This is a genomic window from Anabaena subtropica FACHB-260, assembly GCF_014697105.1.
Taxonomy (GTDB): Bacteria; Cyanobacteriota; Cyanobacteriia; order Cyanobacteriales; family Nostocaceae; genus Trichormus; species Trichormus subtropicus.
On record NZ_JACJRF010000032.1, the window covers coordinates 1 to 23,921 of the forward strand.

The 23,921-nt window shown below is 42.1% G+C and carries 20 protein-coding genes, 1 pseudogene and 1 riboswitch; of the genes and pseudogenes, 9 read left to right on the forward strand and 12 right to left on the reverse strand.

Annotated elements, in window-relative coordinates:
* Positions 1-391 precede the first annotated feature (391 nt).
* Positions 392-842 (forward strand): annotated as a pseudogene (locus H6G18_RS17075) (DUF4277 domain-containing protein); the annotation flags it as partial.
* Positions 843-1,013: 171 nt separating this feature from the next.
* On the opposite strand, the gene H6G18_RS17080 reads toward H6G18_RS17075, so the two are convergent.
* From H6G18_RS17080 to H6G18_RS17095, 4 genes are all read right to left on the reverse strand, one after another.
* Positions 1,014-1,562, reverse strand: coding sequence for a hypothetical protein (locus H6G18_RS17080; RefSeq protein ID WP_190408295.1), 549 nt, complete (start codon positions 1,560-1,562; stop codon positions 1,014-1,016).
* A gap of 48 nt (positions 1,563-1,610) precedes the next feature.
* Positions 1,611-2,834, reverse strand: a complete 1,224-nt coding sequence (locus tag H6G18_RS17085) for a type II secretion system F family protein (protein ID WP_190408296.1) — start codon at positions 2,832-2,834, stop codon at positions 1,611-1,613.
* 74 nt (positions 2,835-2,908) lie between these two features.
* Positions 2,909-4,045 carry a type IV pilus twitching motility protein PilT gene (locus H6G18_RS17090; protein ID WP_449224090.1) on the reverse strand — a complete coding sequence of 379 codons (1,137 nt, stop codon included), beginning with the start codon at positions 4,043-4,045 and terminating at the stop codon, positions 2,909-2,911.
* Positions 4,046-4,151: 106 nt separating this feature from the next.
* Complete coding sequence (locus tag H6G18_RS17095; RefSeq protein WP_190408298.1) at positions 4,152-6,167, reverse strand: GspE/PulE family protein; 2,016 nt, start codon at positions 6,165-6,167, stop codon at positions 4,152-4,154.
* A 347-nt stretch (positions 6,168-6,514) separates the two neighbouring features.
* Here H6G18_RS17095 and grpE point away from each other — a divergent pair, with 347 nt between their 5' ends.
* The 5 genes from grpE (at position 6,515) to rsgA (ending at position 12,452) form a co-directional block, all read left to right on the forward strand.
* Positions 6,515-7,261 (forward strand): nucleotide exchange factor GrpE, encoded by a 747-nt coding sequence (gene grpE, locus H6G18_RS17100; protein ID WP_190408299.1) that lies wholly within the window; start codon positions 6,515-6,517, stop codon positions 7,259-7,261.
* Between the two features lie 240 nt (positions 7,262-7,501).
* Positions 7,502-9,463 carry a molecular chaperone DnaK gene (dnaK, locus tag H6G18_RS17105; RefSeq protein ID WP_190408300.1) on the forward strand — a complete coding sequence of 654 codons (1,962 nt, stop codon included), beginning with the start codon at positions 7,502-7,504 and terminating at the stop codon, positions 9,461-9,463.
* A 426-nt stretch (positions 9,464-9,889) separates the two neighbouring features.
* Positions 9,890-11,017 (forward strand): molecular chaperone DnaJ, encoded by a 1,128-nt coding sequence (gene dnaJ / locus H6G18_RS17110; protein ID WP_190408301.1) that lies wholly within the window; start codon positions 9,890-9,892, stop codon positions 11,015-11,017.
* Complete coding sequence (locus H6G18_RS17115) at positions 11,017-11,274, forward strand: sulfurtransferase TusA family protein (protein WP_190408302.1); 258 nt, start codon at positions 11,017-11,019, stop codon at positions 11,272-11,274. Before dnaJ ends, H6G18_RS17115 begins: the two co-directional genes overlap by 1 nt.
* Positions 11,271-12,452, forward strand: a complete 1,182-nt coding sequence (gene rsgA, locus H6G18_RS17120; protein WP_190408303.1) for a small ribosomal subunit biogenesis GTPase RsgA — start codon at positions 11,271-11,273, stop codon at positions 12,450-12,452. The genes H6G18_RS17115 and rsgA overlap by 4 nt, the downstream gene beginning before the upstream one ends.
* A 23-nt stretch (positions 12,453-12,475) precedes the next feature.
* Here the strand turns inward: rsgA and H6G18_RS17125 are convergent, their stop codons facing one another.
* The 5 genes from H6G18_RS17125 to H6G18_RS17145 all read right to left on the reverse strand — a co-directional run bounded on the left by H6G18_RS17125 (position 12,476) and on the right by H6G18_RS17145 (position 17,289).
* The gene (locus H6G18_RS17125) at positions 12,476-13,225 is read right to left on the reverse strand and encodes a cobalt-precorrin-6A reductase (protein WP_190408304.1); all 750 of its coding nucleotides are present in this window, start codon (positions 13,223-13,225) and stop codon (positions 12,476-12,478) included.
* 38 nt (positions 13,226-13,263) lie between these two features.
* Entirely contained in the window at positions 13,264-13,671 is a 408-nt protein-coding gene (locus H6G18_RS17130; protein WP_190408305.1) for a DUF1636 domain-containing protein, read from the reverse strand.
* Between the two features lie 20 nt (positions 13,672-13,691).
* Positions 13,692-13,868: riboswitch (cobalamin riboswitch) on the reverse strand.
* A gap of 20 nt (positions 13,869-13,888) precedes the next feature.
* Positions 13,889-14,383 carry a hypothetical protein gene (locus H6G18_RS17135; protein ID WP_190408351.1) on the reverse strand — a complete coding sequence of 165 codons (495 nt, stop codon included), beginning with the start codon at positions 14,381-14,383 and terminating at the stop codon, positions 13,889-13,891.
* Between the two features lie 220 nt (positions 14,384-14,603).
* Entirely contained in the window at positions 14,604-16,820 is a 2,217-nt protein-coding gene (locus H6G18_RS17140; RefSeq protein ID WP_190408306.1) for a pentapeptide repeat-containing protein, read from the reverse strand.
* A gap of 142 nt (positions 16,821-16,962) precedes the next feature.
* Positions 16,963-17,289: a hypothetical protein gene (locus H6G18_RS17145; RefSeq protein ID WP_190408307.1), complete on the reverse strand. Its 327-nt coding sequence runs from the start codon at positions 17,287-17,289 to the stop codon at positions 16,963-16,965.
* 478 nt (positions 17,290-17,767) lie between these two features.
* Here H6G18_RS17145 and H6G18_RS17150 point away from each other — a divergent pair, with 478 nt between their 5' ends.
* On the forward strand, positions 17,768-18,229 hold the full coding sequence (locus H6G18_RS17150) for a hypothetical protein (RefSeq protein WP_190408308.1): 462 nt from the start codon (positions 17,768-17,770) through the stop codon (positions 18,227-18,229).
* A 276-nt stretch (positions 18,230-18,505) separates the two neighbouring features.
* Here H6G18_RS17150 and H6G18_RS17155 read toward each other — a convergent pair whose 3' ends face one another.
* The 3 genes from H6G18_RS17155 to H6G18_RS17165 form a co-directional block, all read right to left on the reverse strand.
* Positions 18,506-18,706 carry a hypothetical protein gene (locus H6G18_RS17155; RefSeq protein ID WP_190408309.1) on the reverse strand — a complete coding sequence of 67 codons (201 nt, stop codon included), beginning with the start codon at positions 18,704-18,706 and terminating at the stop codon, positions 18,506-18,508.
* Between the two features lie 387 nt (positions 18,707-19,093).
* Positions 19,094-19,417, reverse strand: coding sequence for a hypothetical protein (locus H6G18_RS17160; protein WP_190408310.1), 324 nt, complete (start codon positions 19,415-19,417; stop codon positions 19,094-19,096).
* Between the two features lie 643 nt (positions 19,418-20,060).
* Positions 20,061-21,692: a serine/threonine protein kinase gene (locus H6G18_RS17165; RefSeq protein WP_190408311.1), complete on the reverse strand. Its 1,632-nt coding sequence runs from the start codon at positions 21,690-21,692 to the stop codon at positions 20,061-20,063.
* Between the two features lie 378 nt (positions 21,693-22,070).
* Here H6G18_RS17165 and H6G18_RS17170 point away from each other — a divergent pair, with 378 nt between their 5' ends.
* Together H6G18_RS17170 and bioB are read left to right on the forward strand one after the other, a co-directional pair.
* On the forward strand, positions 22,071-22,811 hold the full coding sequence (locus H6G18_RS17170; protein WP_190408312.1) for a class I SAM-dependent methyltransferase: 741 nt from the start codon (positions 22,071-22,073) through the stop codon (positions 22,809-22,811).
* Between the two features lie 85 nt (positions 22,812-22,896).
* The gene (bioB, locus tag H6G18_RS17175) at positions 22,897-23,901 is read left to right on the forward strand and encodes a biotin synthase BioB (RefSeq protein ID WP_190408313.1); all 1,005 of its coding nucleotides are present in this window, start codon (positions 22,897-22,899) and stop codon (positions 23,899-23,901) included.
* The last annotated feature ends 20 nt before the right edge of the window (positions 23,902-23,921 follow it).

Here is a 23,921-nt window from a genome sequence, read left to right on the forward strand (position 1 = left end):
TCCTGAGCCTATTTTATTAAACCAGATTTTTGCCAAGCTTACTTCTTTAGGACGTATTCATCCCGTTTCTACGGGCGTTGAACCCTCGTAATTTGGCAAAGGTATTGCAATAAAGAGTATAATTTTGTTATCAATCCTGTAAGGCAGTACTGGCTTTCTTGGCGCAAAGACCCAAATAGAAGAATTTTAAATACTTGATTTTTAATACCAATTTAAAAAACGATGGCGACAGATAGACGAAGAAAACCCAGATACATCAAGCAGTTTTCAATCTAAAATTTAAAATCTAAAATCCAAAATGGTATAACTTCAGACTTCAATAGACTTCAATTTAGTAAAGACTAAAACCCAGATTCCCCAGGTGCGATTGTAAATGCTGCATTTTAGAAGCATGACAGCATCACCATTAGATATAAAGATACAGGATATTGACCACTGCGGTATAGTCGCAGACATATGTGATGGGATGAACCTAGTAGAACAAATTAACCGACTGCTGGGAACTCACCTCAAGAAATAATCAGTGCAGGTCAAGATGTCAAAGCGATGGTTTTGAATGAACTTGGGTTTATCAGTGCGCCATTATACTTATTTGAAATTTTTTTGTAAGTAAAGCTACAGAGCATTTATGAGGAGAAGATTTATTAGGAGAAGGCATACGCCCAGAACATTTAAATGATGACCGTTTGGATCGAGTATTGGACAAACTATATGAGGCTGGACTAACCGAAGTATTTGTGACGGTGGCGCTTTGTACAGCAAGTAATTCCGGTGTAAAAATGGACAGCCTGTACCTTGATTCGAGTTCGTTCCACGTCAATGGCGATTACATAAATAATGCCAAGGGTGAGAAAAAGGAGCAAACCTGGGGAATGTGGGCTAAAAGGAAGCATTCCTAATTTTAGTTTGATTTTAAACGTAGAGGAACGCAGGATTTCAAGCAGAGAAAAGTTTCTTGAAGCCGGGAAACCCTGCGCTTAGTAACTGTTAAAACTCATTATTCCCTCTTTACGCTAACCTCTAGCTTCTAGCCCCTCTTGATCTCTGTCCTCCTCCATTAGCGAACATGGTGCTTGAATCACAAATGGTAATTCTGTACCTATAAGACCGCGTTGAATACGTTCAGATCTTTCATTAAAAACCACAAATAAAGGATATACAGTATCAGCCCCTTCACTTAAAATATGACTGTGACGAAGGGGCATTAACCATTCATAATCTTGGTGTAGCAAAACTTGAGTTTGTCGCCAACGTCCCAACAAATCAGAAAAGTCTTCATGGGGTCGATGAATAAATAGTAGAATTTCGGCTCCTGTTTTGATTTTCCATTCGGGGTCACACATGATAATAGCCACATCGCAGGGTAAACAAGTCGCCTGTGTAGTTGCAGATACAGAATTACGCAGGTAAACGATTGGCAGAGGGATTATTATGACACTTTCATCAGGACGACGCAGACTAGGGATCATTTCCAAGTATGGACGGTGTTGCTTGAGTAGTGCGATCGCTGCCTGATGATTGCTATACTCTGCCAAGCTCGCTTCATAGTCAGATTTTTGCACAAGCTTAACAATTCAAAATTCAAAAAATTAAATTTTCTTATGTCTTATCTATGCCAAAGTTTCAAATACTTTGAACAGTGGTAAATACATCGCTAATAGAATTGTCCCCACCATACCCCCTAGAACCAAAATCATAATCGGTTCTAAAACGCTGGTTAATGCTTTTACTGCTTGCTCAACTTCATCTTCATAGAAATCAGCAATCTTCATCAACATTCCATCTAATTCCCCGGTTTCTTCGCCAATACTAATCATTTGAATTGCCATTGGTGGAAAAACCGCTTCTTTTTGGAGAGCAATACTAATCATACCTCCTTGTTGAATTTCGGCTCGTGCCGCATCAATAGCATTAGCAACAACCTGATTTCCTGATGTATCTCGCACAATCTCTAAAGAAGTAAGAATAGGTACACCAGAACGAGTCAAAGAACCAAAGGTGCGACTAAAACGAGCAACTGAAGACTTTTGAATTAAGTCACCAAATAAAGGCATCTTTAAAGAAAGTCGGTCAATTGTTTCCCTCCCAACACGAGTTTTATAATACTGTGAATAGGCAAATTTGAAGCCGACAATCCCAGCAATAATTACTAAAGACCACAAACTTCTCAAAATTTGGCTACAAGTCATTAAAAATGCAGTTAGTGGAGGTAATTCTGTTCCTAATTCTTGGAAGATTTTCGCAAAAATAGGAATTAAAAATACAGTCATTCCGACAAAAATACCAGTTGCTAAAATACCAACCACCACAGGATAAGCTAGGGCTGACTTAATTTGGTTCTGTAACCTAGCCATATCTTCTAATAATTTTGCTAGGCGGTTCAGCACTTCATCTAAAACACCACCCACTTCCCCGGCTTGAATCATACTGACATACAAACCATCAAAACAATCAGGATGTCTACGCATGGCATCTGAAAGATTTACACCACTTTGAACATCATTACTAATATCAGTTAGAGCTTGTTTGAGTTTAGCATTGGTACACTGATCACCTAATACTCCCAGTCCTCGGACAATTGCTACTCCCGCATTCACCAAAGTAGCAAGTTGTCGAGAGAAAACTGCCTTTTCCTTTACAGTAACTTTGACAAAGGAATTCTGAAATTTTTGAAAATCGAAATTAGCTCCAAAGCTTTGAAACTGTTTAAGTTCTTGAATGACGAACCCCTGATCTCTGAGATTAGTCCGCGCTTGCGCCAAAGATTCAGCCACAACTTTCTCGCTTCTGGTTTTTCCTTGTGTATCTCGAACACGGGCAATAAATGTCGGCATATATCAATTCAAATTTAATCATGATTCAATAGTCGTTAGTCAATAGTTATTACTAATAACTATTGACTAATTTTTTAATGTGTTTTGACAGATCCAGTTTTAGATCCTGGGGGTGGTGCAGAAGGGCCAATAAGGCGTTGAATTTCATCTGCTTTGGAGGTTTTAGACATTGCTGCTTCAAATGAGATGTTTCCTGCTTTATAATAATCAGCTAAAACCTTCTCTAAAGTCTGCATTCCTAACTTACCTCCAGTCTGAATTGCTGAATAAATTTGTGAGGTTTTACCTTCACGAATTAGGTTGGAAATAGCAGGAGTAACAATCATGATTTCCTGTGCCATGATACGACCATACTCGCCGGGCTTGGGGTTTTTCTTTGGCACTAATGTTTGACTAAATACTGCTACTAAAGAGTTAGATAACTGCACCCGCACTTGAGTTTGTCTTTCGTGAGGGAAAACGTCAATAATCCGGTCAACAGTTTGAGAAGCTGAACTAGTGTGTAGTGTACCAAAGACTAAATGTCCGGTTTCTGCTGCGGAAATTGCCAAAGAAATAGTTTCCAAATCACGCATTTCCCCAACCAAAATAATATCTGGGTCTTCACGTAAGGCTGCTTTCAAAGCATTAGCAAAACTTTTCGTATCTTCGCCTAATTGTCTTTGGTGAACTAAGCTTTTAATTGGTTCATATACAAATTCAATTGGGTCTTCTACTGTTAAAATATGTTCAGCTTTAGTGCGGTTGATTAAGTCAATCATTGCTGCCAACGTAGTTGTTTTACCTGAACCTGTTGGCCCTGTGACAAGGATTAGTCCTCTAGGCTTATCACACATTTCCCGTACTACATCTGGCAAACCCAATTTTTCAAAGTTAGGAATTTTGGAACTGAGCGCCCTTAAACAAGCAGCATAAGCACCACGCTCTTTATAAACATTGACCCGGAAGCGAGCTAAACCCTTAACACCATAAGAACAATCTAACTCCCAAGTCTGCTCTAGGGTTTTACGTTGGGTGTTATTGAGCATACTAAAAATCAGTCTTTGACACTGGTCGGCGGTCAGTACTTCTTCGCCTATGGGTGTGAGTTTACCGCTAATTCGGAAGTAGGGAGGTAGACCTGCGGATAAGTGCAGATCCGAGCCACCCATTTCAATCATCTGCTCCATCAAATCTTCAATCATCATTTCCATAGGGTCGCTTTGCTCCAATTCAAACTTCAAAATTCGTCTTGAAAAGTTGCTCTTCTGGGGCTTTGCTCAAGACCGCACTTTCTGCAAAATTCAAAAAATGTAGAGACGTAGCAATGCTACGTCTCTACGAATCTTGAAAACGGGGTGTCAGACAGTAGGGACAATCTAGCCATTCTGGTTGTAATAGGGCGTTACAACTCCGGCAGGTAAGACCAGTCTTGCGTTTAGCTTTTAACTCAGCTTCTAAACCTGTATCTGTAAATGTCACCCGTTCCACTTCTTCTAAGGTGGTAGCACCTTGGCGAACTAAGTCTAAGCTGTACGCCAGCAAGGTTTTCATCCCTTCTTCTACAGCTACTTCTTTGATCCGTTCTGTTGGTGCGTCTTCGTTAATTAAAGTTTGCAGGTTTTCTGTAACCCGCATCACTTCATAAACACCACAACGCCCTTTGTAGCCGACACCGTTACAAGCTGGACAAAGCTGATTTTTAGCTTTGGCTTCAGCGATCGCTTCTGCTGGTACAGTGTTAGCTTTATAGAAAGTAACTGACACTTCTTGAGAAGCAGTCATCCCATAACGAGCTAATTCCTCTGATGTTGGGTTGTAAGGGATACGACACTCACTACACACACGCCGCACTAGACGTTGTGCCAATACCCCAATCAAAGAACTGGAAACCATGAACGGCTCAATACCCATTTCTCCCAAACGAGCGATCGCTCCTGGGGCATCGTTGGTGTGTAATGTAGTTAATACCAAGTGACCGGTTAAAGCAGCTTCAATCGCTGTTTTCGCTGTTTCTTTGTCTCGTGTTTCACCCACCAGCAACACATCTGGGTCTTGTCTCAAAAAAGCCCGTAATGCTGTCGCAAAATCTAGCCCTTTTTCCCGAATTACCTGTACCTGGGTAATCCCTGGCAAACTGTATTCAATCGGGTCTTCTACAGTACTGATATTAATCCCTGGTGAGTTCTTCTCAGACAGTGCCGAATATAAGGAAGTTGTTTTACCAGAACCAGTAGGCCCTGTCACCAAAATTAAACCGAAAGGCTTACTCACCATATCTTGGACAATCTGCAATGTTTCTGGGTCAGTAATTAACTTATTGAGTCCCAGTTGCGTAGAAGAGTTATCCAAAATCCGCAGTACTACCTTTTCGCCGTAGCGACTGGGTAAGGTATTCACCCGGAAATCCACCTTACGTCCTTCAAACATCCGGCGGATGCGTCCGTCTTGGGGTAAACGTCTCTCGGCAATATCCAAATTGGAGATAATTTTAAATCTGGCTGTTACCGCAGGGATAATTTTTTTCGGTAGGGGAGGAAACGCTTCTCGCAGTACACCATCTTTACGGAAGCGGATGCGGAGGTTTTCTTCCTGCGGTTCAATGTGGATATCAGAAACCTTATCGTGCAGAGCCTTCGCCAAAATTCTATTGACGAGGTTGATAACTGGGGCATCTTCTGCACCCTTCATCGCTGCACCTAAATCAGCCTCCATATCGTCAGGAGCCTCTTCTAGGTCGAGACTACCGAGATTTTCTAAATCCTGATTAATATCTGTAAATTTTTCCTGTTCCAGGTGCTTTTGTCGCACAGCCAATTCATCCAAATATTGATTAATTAGCTGTTGGTAATCTTCCTGGGTGATAACCATACGCTGTAATGCCAAACCTTGTGGGCGCAAGATGCGGTTTAGATCATCTGACGCTTCCAGATTGTCTGGAGCAACCATCGCCACTAAAACGTAAGGCGGCGTTTGTTCATCATTCTTGGATAGTGGGACTAAACGATGACGACGGCAGATATCAACTGGGATGAGAGTTTCAATCAGATTACCCACCATCGTACTACCGATATTGTTGACCTCAGGATCGAGGTATTCAACACCGTATAGTATTTTCAATTCAAATAATTGCTGTTTCTTGTATTGCCTGAGGTACTCAGGTGATAGTTGTCGCCCTGTAATTGACTCCAAAACTTCTGTTAAGGGTCTACCAGACTTGCGACTTTCAATCAGCGCCTGTCTCATCTGTTCGGTATTAGCGTAGCCAGATTGTACTAGCTTGTTACCGAAAGGCGAAAACTCTGTTCTTGTAGTAAGAGCGGTACTGCGCCGTTGTGGTGACGAGTAAGTCATAGGTGAGCAATGAGTAGGAAAAACCTCTGCTTAGAGTATTCCCAGTCAGAGATATAAAATTTTCATTTACACTGAGTAAATTCCAGCCAAAACTTTATGAAAGGAGTAGGTGTGGAGGGATAAGAGAAAAATTTTTGATTTTTGATTTGATTCCTCGTTCGGAATACCGCCCCTATAATGTTTACGCTAACTGGTTCACCATTTGTAAAAATTAAGATGACGGTGACAACATTTCCAGAGAGATTTCAGGGAAAAATCAGTCTCAGTGTACAGCCATCAACTACAAGGGTTGTTCATTGTGGTGAAATACTGCTGTAAATCGCATTTGGGATGAGTAGACTTGAACAATGATCGACGAAAATAAACAGGTAAACAATACCAGCCAGCAATTGGGTGAATCAACAGAGGTAAAGCAAGTAATTATGAGTGAATCCCCAGCCGAAATTAACACTAACGAATTTGCTAGCGAAGTGACTGAGCAAGTGGCAACTCCAACTAATGTAGTGGGAGACACTACACTTACAGAAGATAATAGCTTCGCTGCAACACAGACACCGGAAGTTGATACAGCCGCTTTGGCTGAACTGACTCAACAAATCAATTCCCTCAAAACACAGTTAGAAGAACGTAGTACGCAATATATGCGGATTGCGGCAGATTTTGAAAATTACCGCAAACGGACTCAAAAAGAGAAAGAAGAGCTAGACGTACAGGTGAAGAGAAACACAATTTTGGAATTGTTGCCCATAGTCGATAATTTTGAACGGGCGCGATCGCACCTGAAGCCACAATCCGATGGCGAAATGACAATTCACAAAAGTTATCAAGGAGTTTATAAACAACTCGTAGATTCCCTGAAACGCTTAGGTGTATCACCAATGCGCCCCGAAGGACAAGACTTCGATCCCAACCTTCATGAAGCAGTAATGCGGGAACCTACGGATGAACATCCTGAAGGAACAGTGTTAGAAGAGTTAGTGCGCGGATATTACTTGGGCGATCGCGTGCTGCGCCATTCAATGGTCAAGGTGGCTGCTCCAAAGGAAGATACACCGCCTGCACAAGAAGATCAGTCGAGTCCAGCCGACAGTTAAGCTGTATTAGCTCGCCTCGCTGACCAATAGTGCTTGGGTTGTAGCAGAGGCGAGCATTGTTAGGGACTAAGAATTTTAGATTTTAGATTTTGGATTTTAGATTGGTTTTCAATTCAAAATCGCAAATCCAAAATCCAAAATTGAATACCCTTCTGCCGTTAGAGTCAGCCTAAATCCGTACCCAAACAAAGATAGTCCGCGTAAAATTACGGCAACAGCACTCAATATAAATACTTACGTATGGGAAAAGTTATTGGGATCGACTTAGGCACTACAAACAGTTGTGTTGCGGTTTTGGAAGGTGGTCAACCAATAGTGATCGCTAATTCTGAAGGTGGGCGAACTACACCGAGTATTGTGGGATTTGGAAAAAGTGGCGATCGCTTAGTCGGTCAACTAGCAAAACGCCAAGCTGTGACTAATGCCGAAAACACGATTTTCAGTATTAAGCGGTTTATCGGTCGTCGTTGGGAAGATACGGAAATAGAACGCGATCGTGTACCTTATGGCTGTGTCAAAGGTCGAGACGATACTGTTGATGTACAGATTCGCGGACGCAACTACACACCCCAAGAAATATCTGCCATGATCCTGCAAAAGCTCAAACAGGATGCAGAAAATTTTTTGGGTGAAGCTGTAACACAAGCAGTAATTACCGTACCTGCTTATTTTACTGATGCCCAAAGACAAGCCACTAAAGACGCTGGTACCATTGCGGGGCTAGAAGTTTTACGAATTATCAATGAACCAACTGCTGCTGCTTTAGCCTTTGGATTAGAAAAACAAGACCAAGAGCAGCTCATTTTAGTGTTTGATTTGGGCGGAGGAACCTTTGACGTATCAATCCTACAGTTGGGCGACGGAGTATTTGAAGTCAAAGCCACTAGCGGTAATAATCAATTAGGCGGTGATGACTTTGATGGCTGTGTTGTCAGTTGGATGATTGAACGCTTCCAACAACAAGAAAAAATTGACCTCGCCCAAGATAAAATGGCGTTGCAACGCCTACGAGAAGCAGCCGAAAAAGCCAAAATTGAACTCTCTAGCATGGCAAGTACCTCAATTAACTTGCCTTTTATTACGGCTGATGAAACTGGGCCAAAGCATCTAGAAATGGAACTCAGCCGTTCTAAGTTTGAAGAATTGGTGGGGCAGTTAATTGAAGCTACCATTGAGCCAATGATTCAAGCTCTTAAAGATGCAGACCTAAAAGCACAAGACATAGATAAGATTATTTTGGTAGGTGGTTCCACTCGCATTCCCGCAGTGCAGAATGCCTTAATTAAGTTTTTTAATGGTAAAGCCCCTGACCGTTCGGTTAATCCTGATGAAGCGGTAGCTTTGGGTGCAGCTATTCAAGCTGGTGTACTAGGCGGGGAAGTTGATAATCTGCTGCTATTGGATGTCACTCCCTTATCTCTGGGAATTGAAACCTTGGGAGAAGTATTTACTAAAATCATCGAACGTAACACCACAATTCCTACAAGCAAATCTCAAGTATTTTCCACAGCTGTTGATGGGCAAACCTCGGTAGAAATTCAAGTCCTCCAAGGTGAACGAGCAATGGCACGGGATAATAAGAGCCTGGGCAAATTTCTGTTGTCAGGCATTCCTCCCGCCCCCCGTGGTGTTCCACAAATCGAAGTTTCTTTTGAAATTGATGTCAACGGTATTCTCAAGGTTGCTGCCCAAGATAAAGGCACAGGTAGAGAACAAAGTATTAGAATTACTAATACTGGTGGATTAAGTACCAATGAAGTAGAACGGATGCGGCAAGAAGCCGAAGTGTTTGCCGAAGAAGATAGAAAACGCAAAGAACTAGTTGAACTGAAAAACCAAGCAGATAATCTGTTGATAATTTATGAATCTACTTTAAAAGATAATGGTGAATTGATTGGCGACCAAATGAAAGCTTTAGCAAGTGAAAAATTTGCCCAAGTCCAGACTGTAATGACGAATCCTGCCATTTCTCTTAAAGAATTTCAACAATGCTTGGATGATTTCCAACAAACTCTATTTTCTATCGGTGCTGATGTTTACCAACGAGCTAACACTCAAAATGGTGATGAGGTAGAGGTAATATCTGATAGTTCGTTACCCTTAGACATAGAACACACGATCAGTGGAACCTTAATCCCACAATTTAATTTTGATTTTGATGACGAAAGTACAGCACAGGCTGATTATGAAGCGATAGATTAAGGAGTAGTGCTGAATGCTGGGTACTGAGTAATGAGTGCTGAATGAGTAAGATTATCTACCGAGTACTTGTTACTCAGTACTCAACACTAACTAGCATGGGGGGTTTTCCACACCTAATGGTGCGGCTAGCCCCTCTAGTTCATAAGCAGGGTTTTCCCGTAGTACGTAGCACAATTGTAAAAGAGGCAGCCGACTTGGCAGTGAGATACCAAAGTTATGCTTTCTCTGCTCCCAACTTCGGTAGCTTTTTTCGGTTCTACCAGGAAAGTACTCATTACTTGACTTGTTGGTGATTTTTGTAAAGAGTAAAAGGTAAAATCAGTTATTAACATAATTTAACTTTGCCTTCTATCTATTTTCCGGCAAGTTGCCCTTGTGGTGTCTACTGCCTATTGCTGTCTTCCTCCTAACCTTTACCTTTGCTATATGGCCCGCGACTATTATGAGATTCTAGGCGTTGCTCGTGACGCTGACAAAGAAGAAATCAAACAAGCCTACCGCCGTCTAGCCCGGAAATATCACCCTGATGTGAATAAAGAACCGGGAGCCGAAGAGCGTTTTAAGGAAATTAACCGTGCTTATGAAGTACTTTCTGAGCCGGAAACCCGTGCGCGTTACGATCGCTTCGGCCCTGAAGGTGTTTCAGGTGCTGGTGTTGGCTTCCAAGATATGAGCGATATGGGTGGTTTTGCCGATATCTTTGAAAGCATTTTCAGTGGTTTTGCTGGTGGTATGGGTGGACCAACACAGCAAAGGAGACGCGGCGGCCCAGCGCGGGGTGATGATTTACGGCTAGACCTGAAGTTAGACTTTCGGGAAGCAGTATTTGGTGGGGAAAAAGAAATTCGCATTTCCCATCTAGAAACCTGTGAAACCTGTAGTGGTTCGGGCGCGAAACCAGGGACTCGTCCACGTACTTGTTCAACTTGTAGCGGTTCTGGTCAAGTCCGTCGTGTCACAAGAACGCCATTCGGTAGCTTTACTCAAGTCTCAACTTGTCCTACCTGTAATGGTACGGGTATGGTAATCGAAGACAAATGTGATACCTGTGATGGTAAGGGAACCAACCAAGTTACCAAAAAACTGAAAATTACCATTCCCCCTGGTGTGGATAATGGCACACGCTTACGTATATCCCAGGAAGGTGATGCTGGTCAACGTGGTGGACCCCCTGGTGATTTATATGTGTATTTGTTTGTCAACGAAGACGAAGAATTTCAACGTGATGGCATTAATGTCATCTCGGAAATCAAAGTTAGTTACTTGCAGGCAATTTTAGGTTGTAGATTGGAAGTAAACACTGTAGATGGGCCTGTTGAATTGATTATTCCGGCTGGTACTCAACCAAATACGGTGATGAAGCTGGAAAATCGTGGTGTACCTCGCTTGGGTAATCCCGTTAGCCGGGGAGATCATCTATTAACAGTGTTAATTGATATTCCGACTAAAGTGATCCCTGAGGAGAGAGAACTGCTAGAGAAGCTGGCTAAAATTAAGGGAGACCGCACTGGGAAAGGTGGTCTAGAAGGATTCTTGGGAAATTTGTTTAAGTAATGACGCTCTCTTCTTTATCAACTTCTGATGGTCAACTTGACCTCCGTGGCACTCCTTGCCCGATTAACTTTGTGCGGACAAAACTCCGTCTGGAGAAAATGCCCCCAGGAGCATTACTGGAAGTCTGGCTAGACCCAGGAGAGCCAATTGAGCAAGTCCCTGATAGCCTGACAATGGCAGGTTATCAGGTTGAACAAATTACAGATTGTACTGGCTATTTTTCTTTGTTAATTCGCCGTCCTCTAACTGCCCAATGAAAGTTTTAACCACTGGACAGTTCATCGGTACGGTGTTAGCCGTGCAAGCAAATTTTTACAAAGTACAGCTAGACCAAGAGGCAGGAGAGCAGGGGAGCAGAGAGAAGTCCGAGCGGAGGCTTCCTCCGATGGGCGAAGCCCCACCTTTGGTGATCGGAACTTCGGAGGGAACAAGGGAGAAAGTGCATTTGGATTCCCCTCTGCCCCTCTGCCCCCTGCCCCCTCTCCTCCTATGTACTCGCCGAACCCGGTTGAAAAAAATCGGTCAACAGGTGATGGTAGGCGATCGCGTGGTCGTAGAGGAACCAGATTGGGCTGGAGGACGGGGAGCGATCGCCGATGTTTTATTACGGCGAACCCAGCTAGATAGACCGCCAATCGCCAATGCTGACCAAATTCTGCTAGTTTTTGCGGTGGCTGACCCTCCCCTAGAACCCTATCAACTCAGTCGATTTCTGGTTAAAGCGGAATCTACTAGTCTGGATGTAGTTTTATGCTTGAATAAAAGCGATCTAGTTTCACCAGAAGTGCAGGAACAAATTAGCGATCGCCTATTAGCTTGGGGTTATCAACCACTATTTATTAGCGTCCAAAATCAAATCAATATTGACCAAATAGCCAAATATCTGAACAAGAAAATCACTGTAGTTGCAGGCCCTTCTGGTGTAGGTAAGTCAAGCTTGATTAATACTCTGATTCCCGACATTAACCTGCGAGTGGGGGAAGTTTCCGGTAAACTGGCTCGTGGTCGTCATACCACCCGCCATGTAGAATTATTTGAGTTACCCAATGGTGGTTTGTTGGCGGATACACCGGGTTTTAATCAGCCTGATTTGGATTGTAGTCCAGAAGAATTAATACACTATTTCCCAGAAGCCAGAGAACGTTTAGCAGTTGCTAGTTGTCGGTTTAATGACTGTCTGCATCGAGATGAACCAGATTGTGTTGTGCGGGGTGAATGGGAACGATACGAACATTATCTAGAATTTTTAGCAGATGCGAGCGATCGCCAAACTTATCTTCACCAACAAGCTGATCCCGAATCTACCTTGAAGCTAAAAACAAAAGGTAAAGGTCAAAGTCAGTACGAACCCAAACTTGAAAGTAAAAAATATCGTCGAACTTCCCGACGCACTCAAGTACAAGGGCTACAAGATTTGTATCAAGATGAAGAATGAGGCGATAGTCTAGGACTGAACGCCTATGTTTCTAAAGAGAATTGTTCTAGCAGCCAGGCGATCGCAGCATCAACTTCTGTAACTTGTTCACCTGCTGGTACAGCTGGACGATTTACCATAACAACCTGTACACCTAGTTCTCGCGCTGCTACAATCTTGGCGTAGGTGGCATTACCACCACTATTTTTGCTAACGATGGTGTCAATATTGTGTTGAATGAGGATTTCCCTTTCTTGAACAAGGGCAAAGGGGCCGCGATCGCACAATATCATTCCGGTTGGCACTAAAGCATCAGTAGCCGGAGGGTCAATCATCCGCATGAAAAACCAGATTGCTTGCAAATGGGCGAAAGCTGCGAGTTCTTGTCTACCAACAGTTAAAAATACTCTTTTTGCTTGATTTTCTAAAATAGCGGCGGCGGCGCTTGTACTATCAACTTCAATCCAGCGATCACCTGATACTTTCTCCCAAGGTGGACGGATTAACATTAAACGTCGTATCCCCACTTCATCAGCCGCCACCGCCGCATTGTGAGAAATTTGGGTGGCAAAGGGATGAGTAGCATCAATTAATACATCGATTCCCATCTGACGTAGATACTCAGCTAGACCAGACGCACCACCGAAACCTCCTACTCGGACATGACCAGATGGGACAGAAGGTTCACGGGTGCGACCAGCTAAAGATGCGATCGCTTCAATACCTGGGATATTTGCAACTCTGGCACTTAGTTTGGCTGCATCACCAGTTCCACCCAGAATTAAAAGGCGCATCTTCACAATTCAAAATTAACATTAATACTCTATACGCCCTAGTTGTTGACGGGTAAGGTTGGAATCCTGGCCAGAATTCCTTTTTTCAACGGTTCAGGGCGTTCTGACCAAGGTAGTAAACCTTCTGCTTGCTCATAGTATTTACTAGCACATTCCAGCACAGCAGAAGCACTGTTATCTAGAGTTAAATCCCCAAACATATAGGTTAATTTACCTTTGCCGGTAAAAGCAATAACACAAGAACGGTTGCAAGCACTCATACACTCAACTTCTTGAATCGGGAATTTATCTCGTAATTCCCAGTCTTGTGCTAGCTGCTGAAGTTCGTTTAAGAGTTTTTGACCACCACTTTCACCTACGCGTTTACCATCTTGCCAAACACTAGCGCAGGTTTTGCAGACAAATAAGGTGTGTTCCGCCACACCCACGGTATTATTAGTAGTCATCCGTACCTCGCAGATGTTGATAATAAGAGGAGATTTCGGCGGGTGTTCTGACTGAGAAAGTCAAAAAATTTGCCTTTCCTTCACAGTTGCGGGACAGCGCCGGATTTACACCGTTAGCCTACGGAATACCACAGGCATACTTTCCCCGTTACCTCTAGTGACTGCTCCCCACCAGAACCGAACATTCACTTAATAGTAACACCAATGTTTACAATCTTTAAAAGCGTAAACCTACACCACCTTGTACAGAGACAGCCGCACCGCCACCATTACGATAAGCATCAAAAGCGATGATGGCATTACCAAACAGCACCGTATTACTATTAGGAACGACGTAATCAATACCTGGTTGTAGGGCAAAACTAATTTTATCGCCTACGGGAGAGGCGCTATTACCACCAGTCAACACTAACCCAGCACCTAAGTAAGCATCTGTTTGCCAATTTAAGGGTAAGTCATAAGAAACTGTAGGTACAACGGCGGTATTCTGCCCTACTAAAGCTTGAGCGCGGAAGGAAATTGGTGATTCTAGAAGTTTGTAGCGAAAAGCCAGTACTCCCCCAACTTGGATACTATCCGTTAAACCAATGGTCGGACCAACACCCACATAGCTACCGTATGCGACTTGAGCTTGTGCTGATTGAGTGTTGACAACAAGACTCAAAGCAGAACTAATTCCCAAAACTGCAACTAAATAAGGTAAATACTTCATCACCCGACTCCTCACACCATCTTGGATTTTCAAGGTTCCTTTGAATACTTATGTTATCGCTGTTGCTGGTCATAGGTCATGGGTAATATAGCAGGGAATCGGGAACAGAGAAAAGGGAACAGGCTTGAAAGTCTCTTGGTATGGAAGTTTTCTGATGAAAGAAGAGTATAAAGATATGAAGAATTTTTCCTCACACCCTTATACTTACACCCGCAAATGACTACGGACAACGTGGGTGAATACCACCTTGAGTGCAAATGTAAGCTAATTGCTTACCATCTAAATTTTTGGCTTGAGAAAAATCTACTCCTTTAACTACCGCAGATACTGAGCCTAGTTCTGGAGTTTGTACGAATTGATCTGCTGGATCTTGTCTGCTCGGTGTGAGAATAGTGTCTTTAAAATCAGCGCCTGCAACATTGGCTCCCCGTAAATCTACAAGGCTCAAATCTGCATTTCGCAGATTGGTATTTTCTAATTTAGCGGAGCGTAAAATCGCACCTGTCATTCGAGTGGCGCTGAGGTCAGCATTACTAAGATTAGCTCGTTCAAAATCAGCACCAGAAAGGTCTGAGCTTTGCCAATCGGTTTTAGTTAAATTGGCAAAGGACAATTGAGCGCCTATAGCGATGACTCGACCGAGACGCGCACCATAGAGGTTAGCTTCTTGCAATTTAGCATCACCTAAATCTGCCCCCGTTAAGCTGGCATTTTCTAAAACTGCACCCCGCAGATCGGCTCCTACTAATTGAGCGCTGCTGAGGTTAGCACCAATTAAACGTGCATTCGATAAATTAGCTCTGTTGAGGGTGGCGCGGCTTAAGTCGCTGCGAGTCATGACAACGCGACTGAGGTTCGCATCAGTGAAGTTGGCTTGTTTCATCTGCGCTTGGCTTAAATCAGCGATCGCATCGTCGTATGTATCCCAACGTCCATCTTCACCAACACCACGAAAACGGCTACCCTTAAAACTAGCTTGGTTGAGATTGGCAGATTTAAACTTAACCCCTGATAAATCAATGTTTTCTAAAACCAAGTTAAAGAAGGAAATACCCGGAGTACCACTTTGACCTAGTTGAGTACGACTGAGGTCAAGCCCTAAGGTTTTACCACTGTAAACATTGAGAATTTTGTTAATTGTCTGCTGGTTGATTTGTAAACGTTTTTGCCGAGTTTCTCGTTCTTGTGATGCGCTACCAATAGAGTCTAACTCTGTAGCCAAAAACTGGTTTTTGTTTTGTAATTCGGGGATGGCGGCGGTTCCTATGCTGGTGAGTGCTTGTTGGATGGTATCGAGAAGGATGGGATCAGTTTCTTTCACCATCAGATCCGTCAAAAACTGGATAGACTGGGCATCATTGAGACTACCTAAAGCCAAAATTGTCCTCTGGCGGTCTTCAATGCTAGCTCCAAACTCAGGACTTAATTGTTGAACTAGTGCTAGAAACTGCTGACTATTAATTTTTTGCGATTCTTGATGGCTTTGTTGGGCTTGGATATAAACTTGAGTACCAATTAGAGTAGCCAGTACCGCCGTCATGCTTGTGAGTGCGACCCCAAATAAGGTGAGGCTGGGGTTTTGCTGCATTCGTCGCCACAGGGAAAGCAAATTGCTGTTGTCTGTAGCGATGACCTCCGGTCGGTTGGAGATCATCGCTTCTGGTTGGGGGTAGCTCATCGCCATTGCTGTTGTCGCTAATGTGGCATTTCCCTCTAATTGTTGTTCTGTCTGATGACTAACAGTAGACAAACTTCGGCCACTAGCGGCTACATCTACGGATGGTGCGGGACGATTGGCATCTATTACGTAAGTCCCTGCCAACCAATCGTGCAAAGCTTTCCGTCCCCGGCGCGCAGGTAAGGCTAAGGCTTCCCCTATGACCATTAATACAGCTAATGATGTAAACAATCCCAAGTTGGGAAAGGCAAAACTGTAACGCCAGAGAATATAGGCGACGGACATAGGTACAGTCCAGCGACCAATACCTTCTCGTACTGCTACGGCGGCTAAACCTGGGGGAGTACCTTCTTCGTTCACAACCTTAATGCCAAACCAACGCTTAGGAAGAGTACTCCCTGTTTTTGCTAGTAAGTATAATTGCCACCACGAAATGGTTGTGGGTGCTAACAAGGCTAACATCCATAAGTAATTCGTCGGCCAAGCTACATTACGAATGCCGTAGTCTGCCGGTAATGCCAAAGGTCTGGCGATCGCTCTTTCTGTAACTATCAATGCAGGGTGAAGCGGTACTCGATTAATATCACTTCTGGAATTGATGTATACACCAAGGCCAAAGGGAACTAAGCCTGTTGTCGCCAGCAAAGTGATCTCTGTCACCCAAGCGGCTAACCGTCTTGTTGTCAGGGGTAGTGAATTTGGTTTTGCCAGATTTTTGCTAGGTTGATTATGAATTTTTTTAACAATTGGGGTCGTCATTTAAATAATTCCCTTTAAAAGTTATTTTTTGCCGCTTCCGACATGGTTAACATATAGCGTTTCTGATTTTGCTCAGGTATACCTCTTAGAGGTTATAAGCTAGGGTGTACTTGATGTAATTGACAACTGCCATAAGACAAGACTATTGCTTATTTTGAGAATTGCCGGATACAAAAAATTTGTATCCAAGATACACTAAGCCAGCTAACAGTGCCAAAGATATTGCAGATACAACAACTTTCAAAACCATTTGGGCGATCGCTATACCTAAGACTACTGAACCACCAACAACTACAACTTTCTTCGTACCTGATAAGCCCTTAAACCAGAGTTGTAATTTCTGAAAATTAGGGTTCCAATTTAGCCAACTCAATGGGGAATTTTTTTCTGGCGCTGGAGGCTGGGAATTCATTTGTGCCTCTAGCTGTTGGAGACGACGCTGCAAATCATCATCTGGTTGAGGATTCATTGATCTTTTTTACCTCGGTTAACATCAAAGGGAATGGGTGGGACTTATAAAGAGACAGAGTAGCCAGGGTAAGCCGTGGATCAGTTTAGGTTTTTAACCAAGCAATGAGTGATGACTATAAAAGTAAGGAAAAAATCATAGTTTCATCAACTCCCATACCCTACCCCTACTCCCCTCACAGGTTTAAGGAACGTTGTTTTTGTTAGAGAAATTAGACAATTTGTGTTTTGGTATTCTCATATTCCTAGCCTCTAGTGAATAATCGCTTATTCCTAGTCCCTATTTTCAAGAGAGCTATCGTCTTAATTAGACACTTTATCTAATCTTTAACATTTAGCCATATATTCATTAACTTAGTAGATAAAATTTTATACAATCTATTTTGGAACATAGCCGGATTGGCAACGTCTCTTAGCTTAGACTATTTAATTTATATCTATAAAAAATGCTCTATAAATAGTCAGAAGCATTAATTTATATGAAAATGTTTAGGCTGTTGAAAGTTCTTCCTGTAGCTTTGGTCATGATCTTGGCATCAACCGAAGCTAATTTTGCTCAAGTACCATCGATTCAAATCAGGAGAAAGTTACCCTCAGACCCACTAGTTTTACGTGGTCAGTCTGAAGGCTCAGTCAAAAGTAATTGCGGCCATGTCGGGACTGAACCCAATCAAATTATCCAAGTTACAGAGGCGCTACCTTATTTACGATTAACTGTTGAAGGTCCTGGTAAACCCACATTGTTTATTGATGGTCCTGACGGACGGTTCTGTGTCTTAGCGGATAGTTACTCAGGAAGTAAAGCCGAACTGTCCGGTTTTTGGCAACCAGGAAGGTATTTATTACACATAGGTAATTTATCACCAGGACAGTATAACTACAACCTCTTGATTTCTCAAGAAAAACTGCCAAATAGCAGCAACATTAGGCAATCTCGATAAATTATTATTCAGTTCTAAATGCTGAAGGCAAGTAACAATAGTTACTTTCGCTTCTACTTGTTCCCTCTTGTTTTAAAACTAGACAAACAAGCTTCTAAGTGCGTACAGTCTTCACACTGGATTTCTTTACCAGGGTTATGACATCCACAGGGAGGATTAACAAAACAATCATTTGGGTTTGTAGGGAATAATTGCTTTTTGCGTAGTAGTTGTAAAGCAGCCTCTTGTAGACAAAAAATACAATCTTGCACCATCGTTATCTCCTATAAGGTGGAATTAAGAGGCTACTGACCACCTAATCCATGCTGAAACTCGATCTTCCACTACAAATACTCGCTTTTGCGAATTAGCACTTTCAGCCACAAGCACTTTCAATGTCACCGTATCTACATGATTAATAGGATGGTTTCCGTAACCAACAACTTTTCCTAAATGACCAGTTTGTTGATTAAGTACATAATCTCCAATGGAGAACATAACAGTATTACAACTTTTTAAAATAAATTAATCACACTGCATTGATCTTCTGTAAATGGTTTAGTAAAAGCCTCATACTTCTAGAGTGTTTTAATCAAAACTTCAGAAATATATTAGACCTATTCATTCTCTTACCTGAGATATAAGACAATTTTTATTGTTGCCATTATTCGCTATATCAGCAATTAAAAAAAACTGTGGTGTAGACTTTTAGGTTACACCACAGTTTTTTTACCAATGAATTAATAATGGAATTGAAAAATTCCCCTAATTCAAGCTTTTGCATTTGCTAGCTTGAAAAATTGCATTTTTACCAACTAACAAACCTAGTCCTATCACAGATAAGCTAAGTTTACCAGTACTTGAATTGATAGCTAAGTACTGACGTTATTTATTTAACGCTAGCTCTTTTTTCTTCTTCATGATTTCCAAATATTCAGTGCGGGTACCATCGACTCGATAATGGTCACAAATTTGGCAGAGTTTGAGAACATCCAATCGGCTGAATACTTTTTGGTGTTCAATTCCGTTATCATTTCTCCAACGCCAGAATGTTGTGCGGTCAATGCGGCGATCGCTCTCAGTCCATCTTCGTCGAGACAGAAAATCTACAACTTCTTCTTCATAAAATGAGTAGCCTTTTGGTAACTTAAGGAGTTCTTCTTTTAAATGAATAAGCGGTATGAGTGGATCTAACTCAGATAGTCTCATGCCAGCAAGCCCTTATAGTCTTGTGTAAATTCAACTAAACAGAAGACTTCATGCAAAACGGTATCATTATCTATAAGTTAGATTCTATACTGTACGGTTAATAAAAAAGGAAGTAATTAGGCTATTTGGGACTTTCTTAATGTATTTTCCCTTACTCAATACTTTCTATTCAATTAAACGAACAGTATAGAGCTAAATTATTAATTTATACAATAATCTAATTTATACTACCTGACAATATATATGCAACAAATTCTACACTAGATTACTAACAGTATCATATATAAAAAATACTAAGTAATTGTTATTTTTTAATCTTGTGAGTCTAATAACATTTAAAATATAGGTCAATAATGAAAACGATAAATCTTATTGGCGTTATTTTAAATACACTAATTAATTTAATAAAATATTTTTTGGTCTTTAGACTTATTTATTGCGATACTCGTGTCAGTTGGTTTTGGATCGAGTGTAATATCCCGTTCCCATGAGCGACTGCTGAAAAGTGTCCCCTCGCTTGTAGCAAGTGGCGAATACTGTTGGTGAATTTCTGAACATAGAAATATTTAATGAACCCGTTGTTTTAAAAACGTTGGGTTTCCTTGCGTCAACTCAATCTAGGGAACAATTTGGAATTAAAGTGTTAATAATTGTTAATTTGTGTATTATCTGGTGATTTTTCGTTTTTTTGTGAGGGCGTTTGAGTTTGGCTATCAGTAGATGAATTTTGTTTCACTTCCACAGTTGGAACGACTACAGAACCATCCGAATTTTTCGGTTCGATGGCTGGTGCTGGAACAACTACAGGACTTGATTGTGGCTCCACTTGGGGGGTGGTGGAAGACGGGGTGGTGTTTGTAGCGTTGGCTGGATTTGCTTTGCGAGATGAACGTATTTCGCGCAGTGTTTCTACTAAGGATGGTGTGGGAGAAGTGCTAGGTGAAATAGCAGGCTGTTGAGAACTAGGGCGTTGTGATTCTCTGGAATTAGGTTGTGGTGATTGTTCTGGAGAACTGCTGTTGTTATTGGAAGATTCTGTTTGTTGGTTATTTAGACTGCGCCTGCGGCGCCTGGAAGTTGAGACGGGTGTAGTTTCGTTTGGGGAAGCAGTTTGATAATTTTGTCTAGTATTATCTTGCTCTTGAGGAGAATTAGTGTTGGCTTTTCCGCCTATCGGTTTCATTGGGCGCTCTTCAAACAGGGGTTTTGCATTTGGCTGTGGCTGAGAGTGAGAAAATAAGCTGGTGACACTAAATCCGGCTGTAGCTGCAACTAAAGCTATACTGACACCTAGTAAAACTTTAGAAGCACCATGCTTGTAAGCTATTAACGCGAAATTTTTCAGGGGTGATGGTTTCTTTACAAGACGGCGTTTCTTTACCCCAGAAAAGTTTTCTTGCAGATGCACGGATAAATCAATAGTTGGCACTGCATGAGTGGGTAATAGTTGAATTGGCAAATTTACGCCACTACCTGGTAGTAATCGCAACCATTCTGCAATTGTTGGGGGGCGAAAGCGTGATTCTACCGCCATACCGCGCATGACGGCTTGATTAACTGCTGCACTGAGATGGGGTTGTAGTTCGCGGGGGGCTGGCATTTGTTCGCGATCGCGCAATAATGCTGGTATGGGAACTTGTCCTGTTAACAGTGCATACAAAGTTGCCGCTAAACCATAAACATCTGTGGCGGGTGTGCGTGGTGCTTGAGTTAAGTATTGTTCTATAGGGGAATAGCCCTCAGATACTATACCTGTATGAGTTTGTCGCACACCGCTATTAAATTCGCGGGCTATGCCAAAATCAATCAGTACTACTTCCTGTGTACCTTGGCGGAGGATAATATTATCTGGTTTCACATCCCGATGTAGCAAACTATTGTTGTGTACTACCTGCAATGCTGCCCCAATTTGGCGGATGTAATGAATTGCTTTTTCTTCTGGTAAGGGTATCGCTGGTAAGACAAAAGCATCTCCTAAGGTTTCTCCAGGGATATACTCCATTACCATGTAAGGTAGTCCATCCTCAACAAAAAAGTCGCTGACTCTAACAATATTAGGATGGATACAAGTAGCTAGTCTCCTGGCTTCATCTTGGAACTGACGCTCGAACTTCGCAAAATCAGGATGTTGTCTTAGCCGTTCGTTGATGGTTTTCATTACTACCTCTTGTCCTAAGTAGTGATGAATAGCCTTAAACGTAATGCCAAAGCCACCACGTCCTATTTCTTGGATGAGGGTGTATTTTCCACCCTGTAAAATTTGGCCTGCTAACATAGATAGTCTTGAGTCCTGAGTCTTAATTCCTGACGGAGCAGATAACTACTAATTCCTAATTGTGAGGAACTGGTAAACAATTAAAAATTAAAAATTAAAAATTGTTTCTTCAGATAGGGTTTTAGACACTCGACTGTAACATAAGCATTTATCCCTGGGGTATAAATTTCAATTGCTTCCCATATATTGTATTCAGTAGTCAGATTTTTCTTACTTTTACCATCCAAAATACTCTTAGGTTAGCTCCAACCAGAATTTTTTGTAGAAAAATCTTACATCCTTCATATAAACACTTTGTTTCAGAAAAACCACCTTGATTGAATACTTATCCGATTTTACTTCGTATTCACCATAACTTTAAGGAACTATATAGCCCTAATGTCTCAAAAGTCATCTCAAAGCCATCTGTCTACTTCACAAAATTCTTACACAAACAACACCAATCGTTCAGATAAATGGCAACAAAGGGTAGCACAGGTAGCATATCGCTTTAACCAACAGTATCAAAATCAATCCTGGGAACTACCAGCAGAAGTAAAGGAAATGCCGATTTATCAAGAGTGGATTTCTGGTATATTGGCAGGAAAAATTGCTTCTCCTTTCTGGGAAATTGCCCAACCCCAAAAGAATCAGCACTGTTTGGATATTGGCTGTGGAGTCAGCTTTTTGATTTATCCTTGGCGAGATTGGCAAGCGTTGTTTTATGGGCAAGAAATCAGTAATGTAGCACGGGATACCCTCAATTCTCGTGGTTCGCAGTTGAATTCCAAGCTGTTTAAAGGGGTGGAATTAGGGGCAGCTCATCAGCTAAACTACACACCATCTTATTTTGATTTGGCGATCGCCACAGGATTCAGTTGCTATTTTCCCCTGGAATATTGGACATCTGTATTACAAGAGGTCAAGCGTGTGCTAAAACCAGGGGGACATTTTGTCTTTGATATCCTCAACGCAGAACACCATCAAGCTGAAGATTGGGCAGTTTTGGAAACTTATTTAGGTGCGGAAGTATTTTTAGAACCTGTGGCTGAGTGGGAAAAAACAATTAACGCTGCTAGTGCTAAAGTAGTTGGGCGACAACCAGGGGAATTTTTTGATTTGTACAAGGTGCGGTTTTAAGATTGGTTTTGATTGTTGACTTTTGACTGTTGACTGTAATAGCCCAGTCCCCAGTTCTTAATACTAGAAGAAGGATACTATACTGATGTCGGTGGGAAGAATACGCTACGATTGGCAGCAAGCAGAGATTCGCGCAGTATATGACACGCCATTACTAGAGTTGATTTATCAAGCTGCTAGTGTACATCGGCAATTTCATAATTCTCAACAAATACAAGTATGTAAGCTGATATCGATTAAAACAGGTGGCTGTCCAGAAGATTGTAGTTACTGCGCCCAGTCTTCTCGTTATCAAACTGAAGTGAAGCCCCAAGCACTCCTGGATAAGCAAACGGTTGTAGAAATTGCCCAAAATGCTAAACAAAAGGGTGTCAGTCGTGTCTGTATGGGTGCGGCTTGGCGGGAAGTGCGGGATAATTCTCAATTTGACCGAGTTTTAGAAATGGTCAAAGATGTTACAGATATGGGTTTGGAAGTGTGCTGTACTCTGGGAATGCTCTCTACAGAACAAGCGAAAAAGTTAGAGACAGCAGGGTTGTATGCTTATAATCATAATTTGGATACATCATCTGATTATTACAGCACAATTATCACCACGAGAACTTATGGCGATCGCCTAAACACAATTGAAAATGTCCGACAGACTAATGTTACCGTATGTTCTGGCGGCATTCTTGGTTTAGGTGAAAGCATCGATGACCGCGTAGCTATGTTGCAAACTTTAGCCACCCTCAATCCTCACCCTGAATCAGTCCCGATTAATATTCTCTCCCAAGTAGAAGGCACACCCTTAGAAGATCAGCCCGATGTACCTATATGGGATATATTACGGATGATTGCCACTGCACGTATAGTTATGCCCACTTCGGATGTACGTTTGAGTGCTGGTAGGGCGAGGCTTTCCCAAGTTGAACAAGCCTTATGTTTTATGGCGGGAGCAAATTCCATTTTCTCCAGCGATGACAATAAAATGCTGACGGTGACAACTCCCTGTCCAGATTACGATGCTGACCAGGAAATGCTCAACCTACTAGGCTTGGAAATGCGTCCTCCAGCCAAAAGACCAAATTTTGTAGCAACTAATTCGTAATTGTTGCAGATCCCTGACTT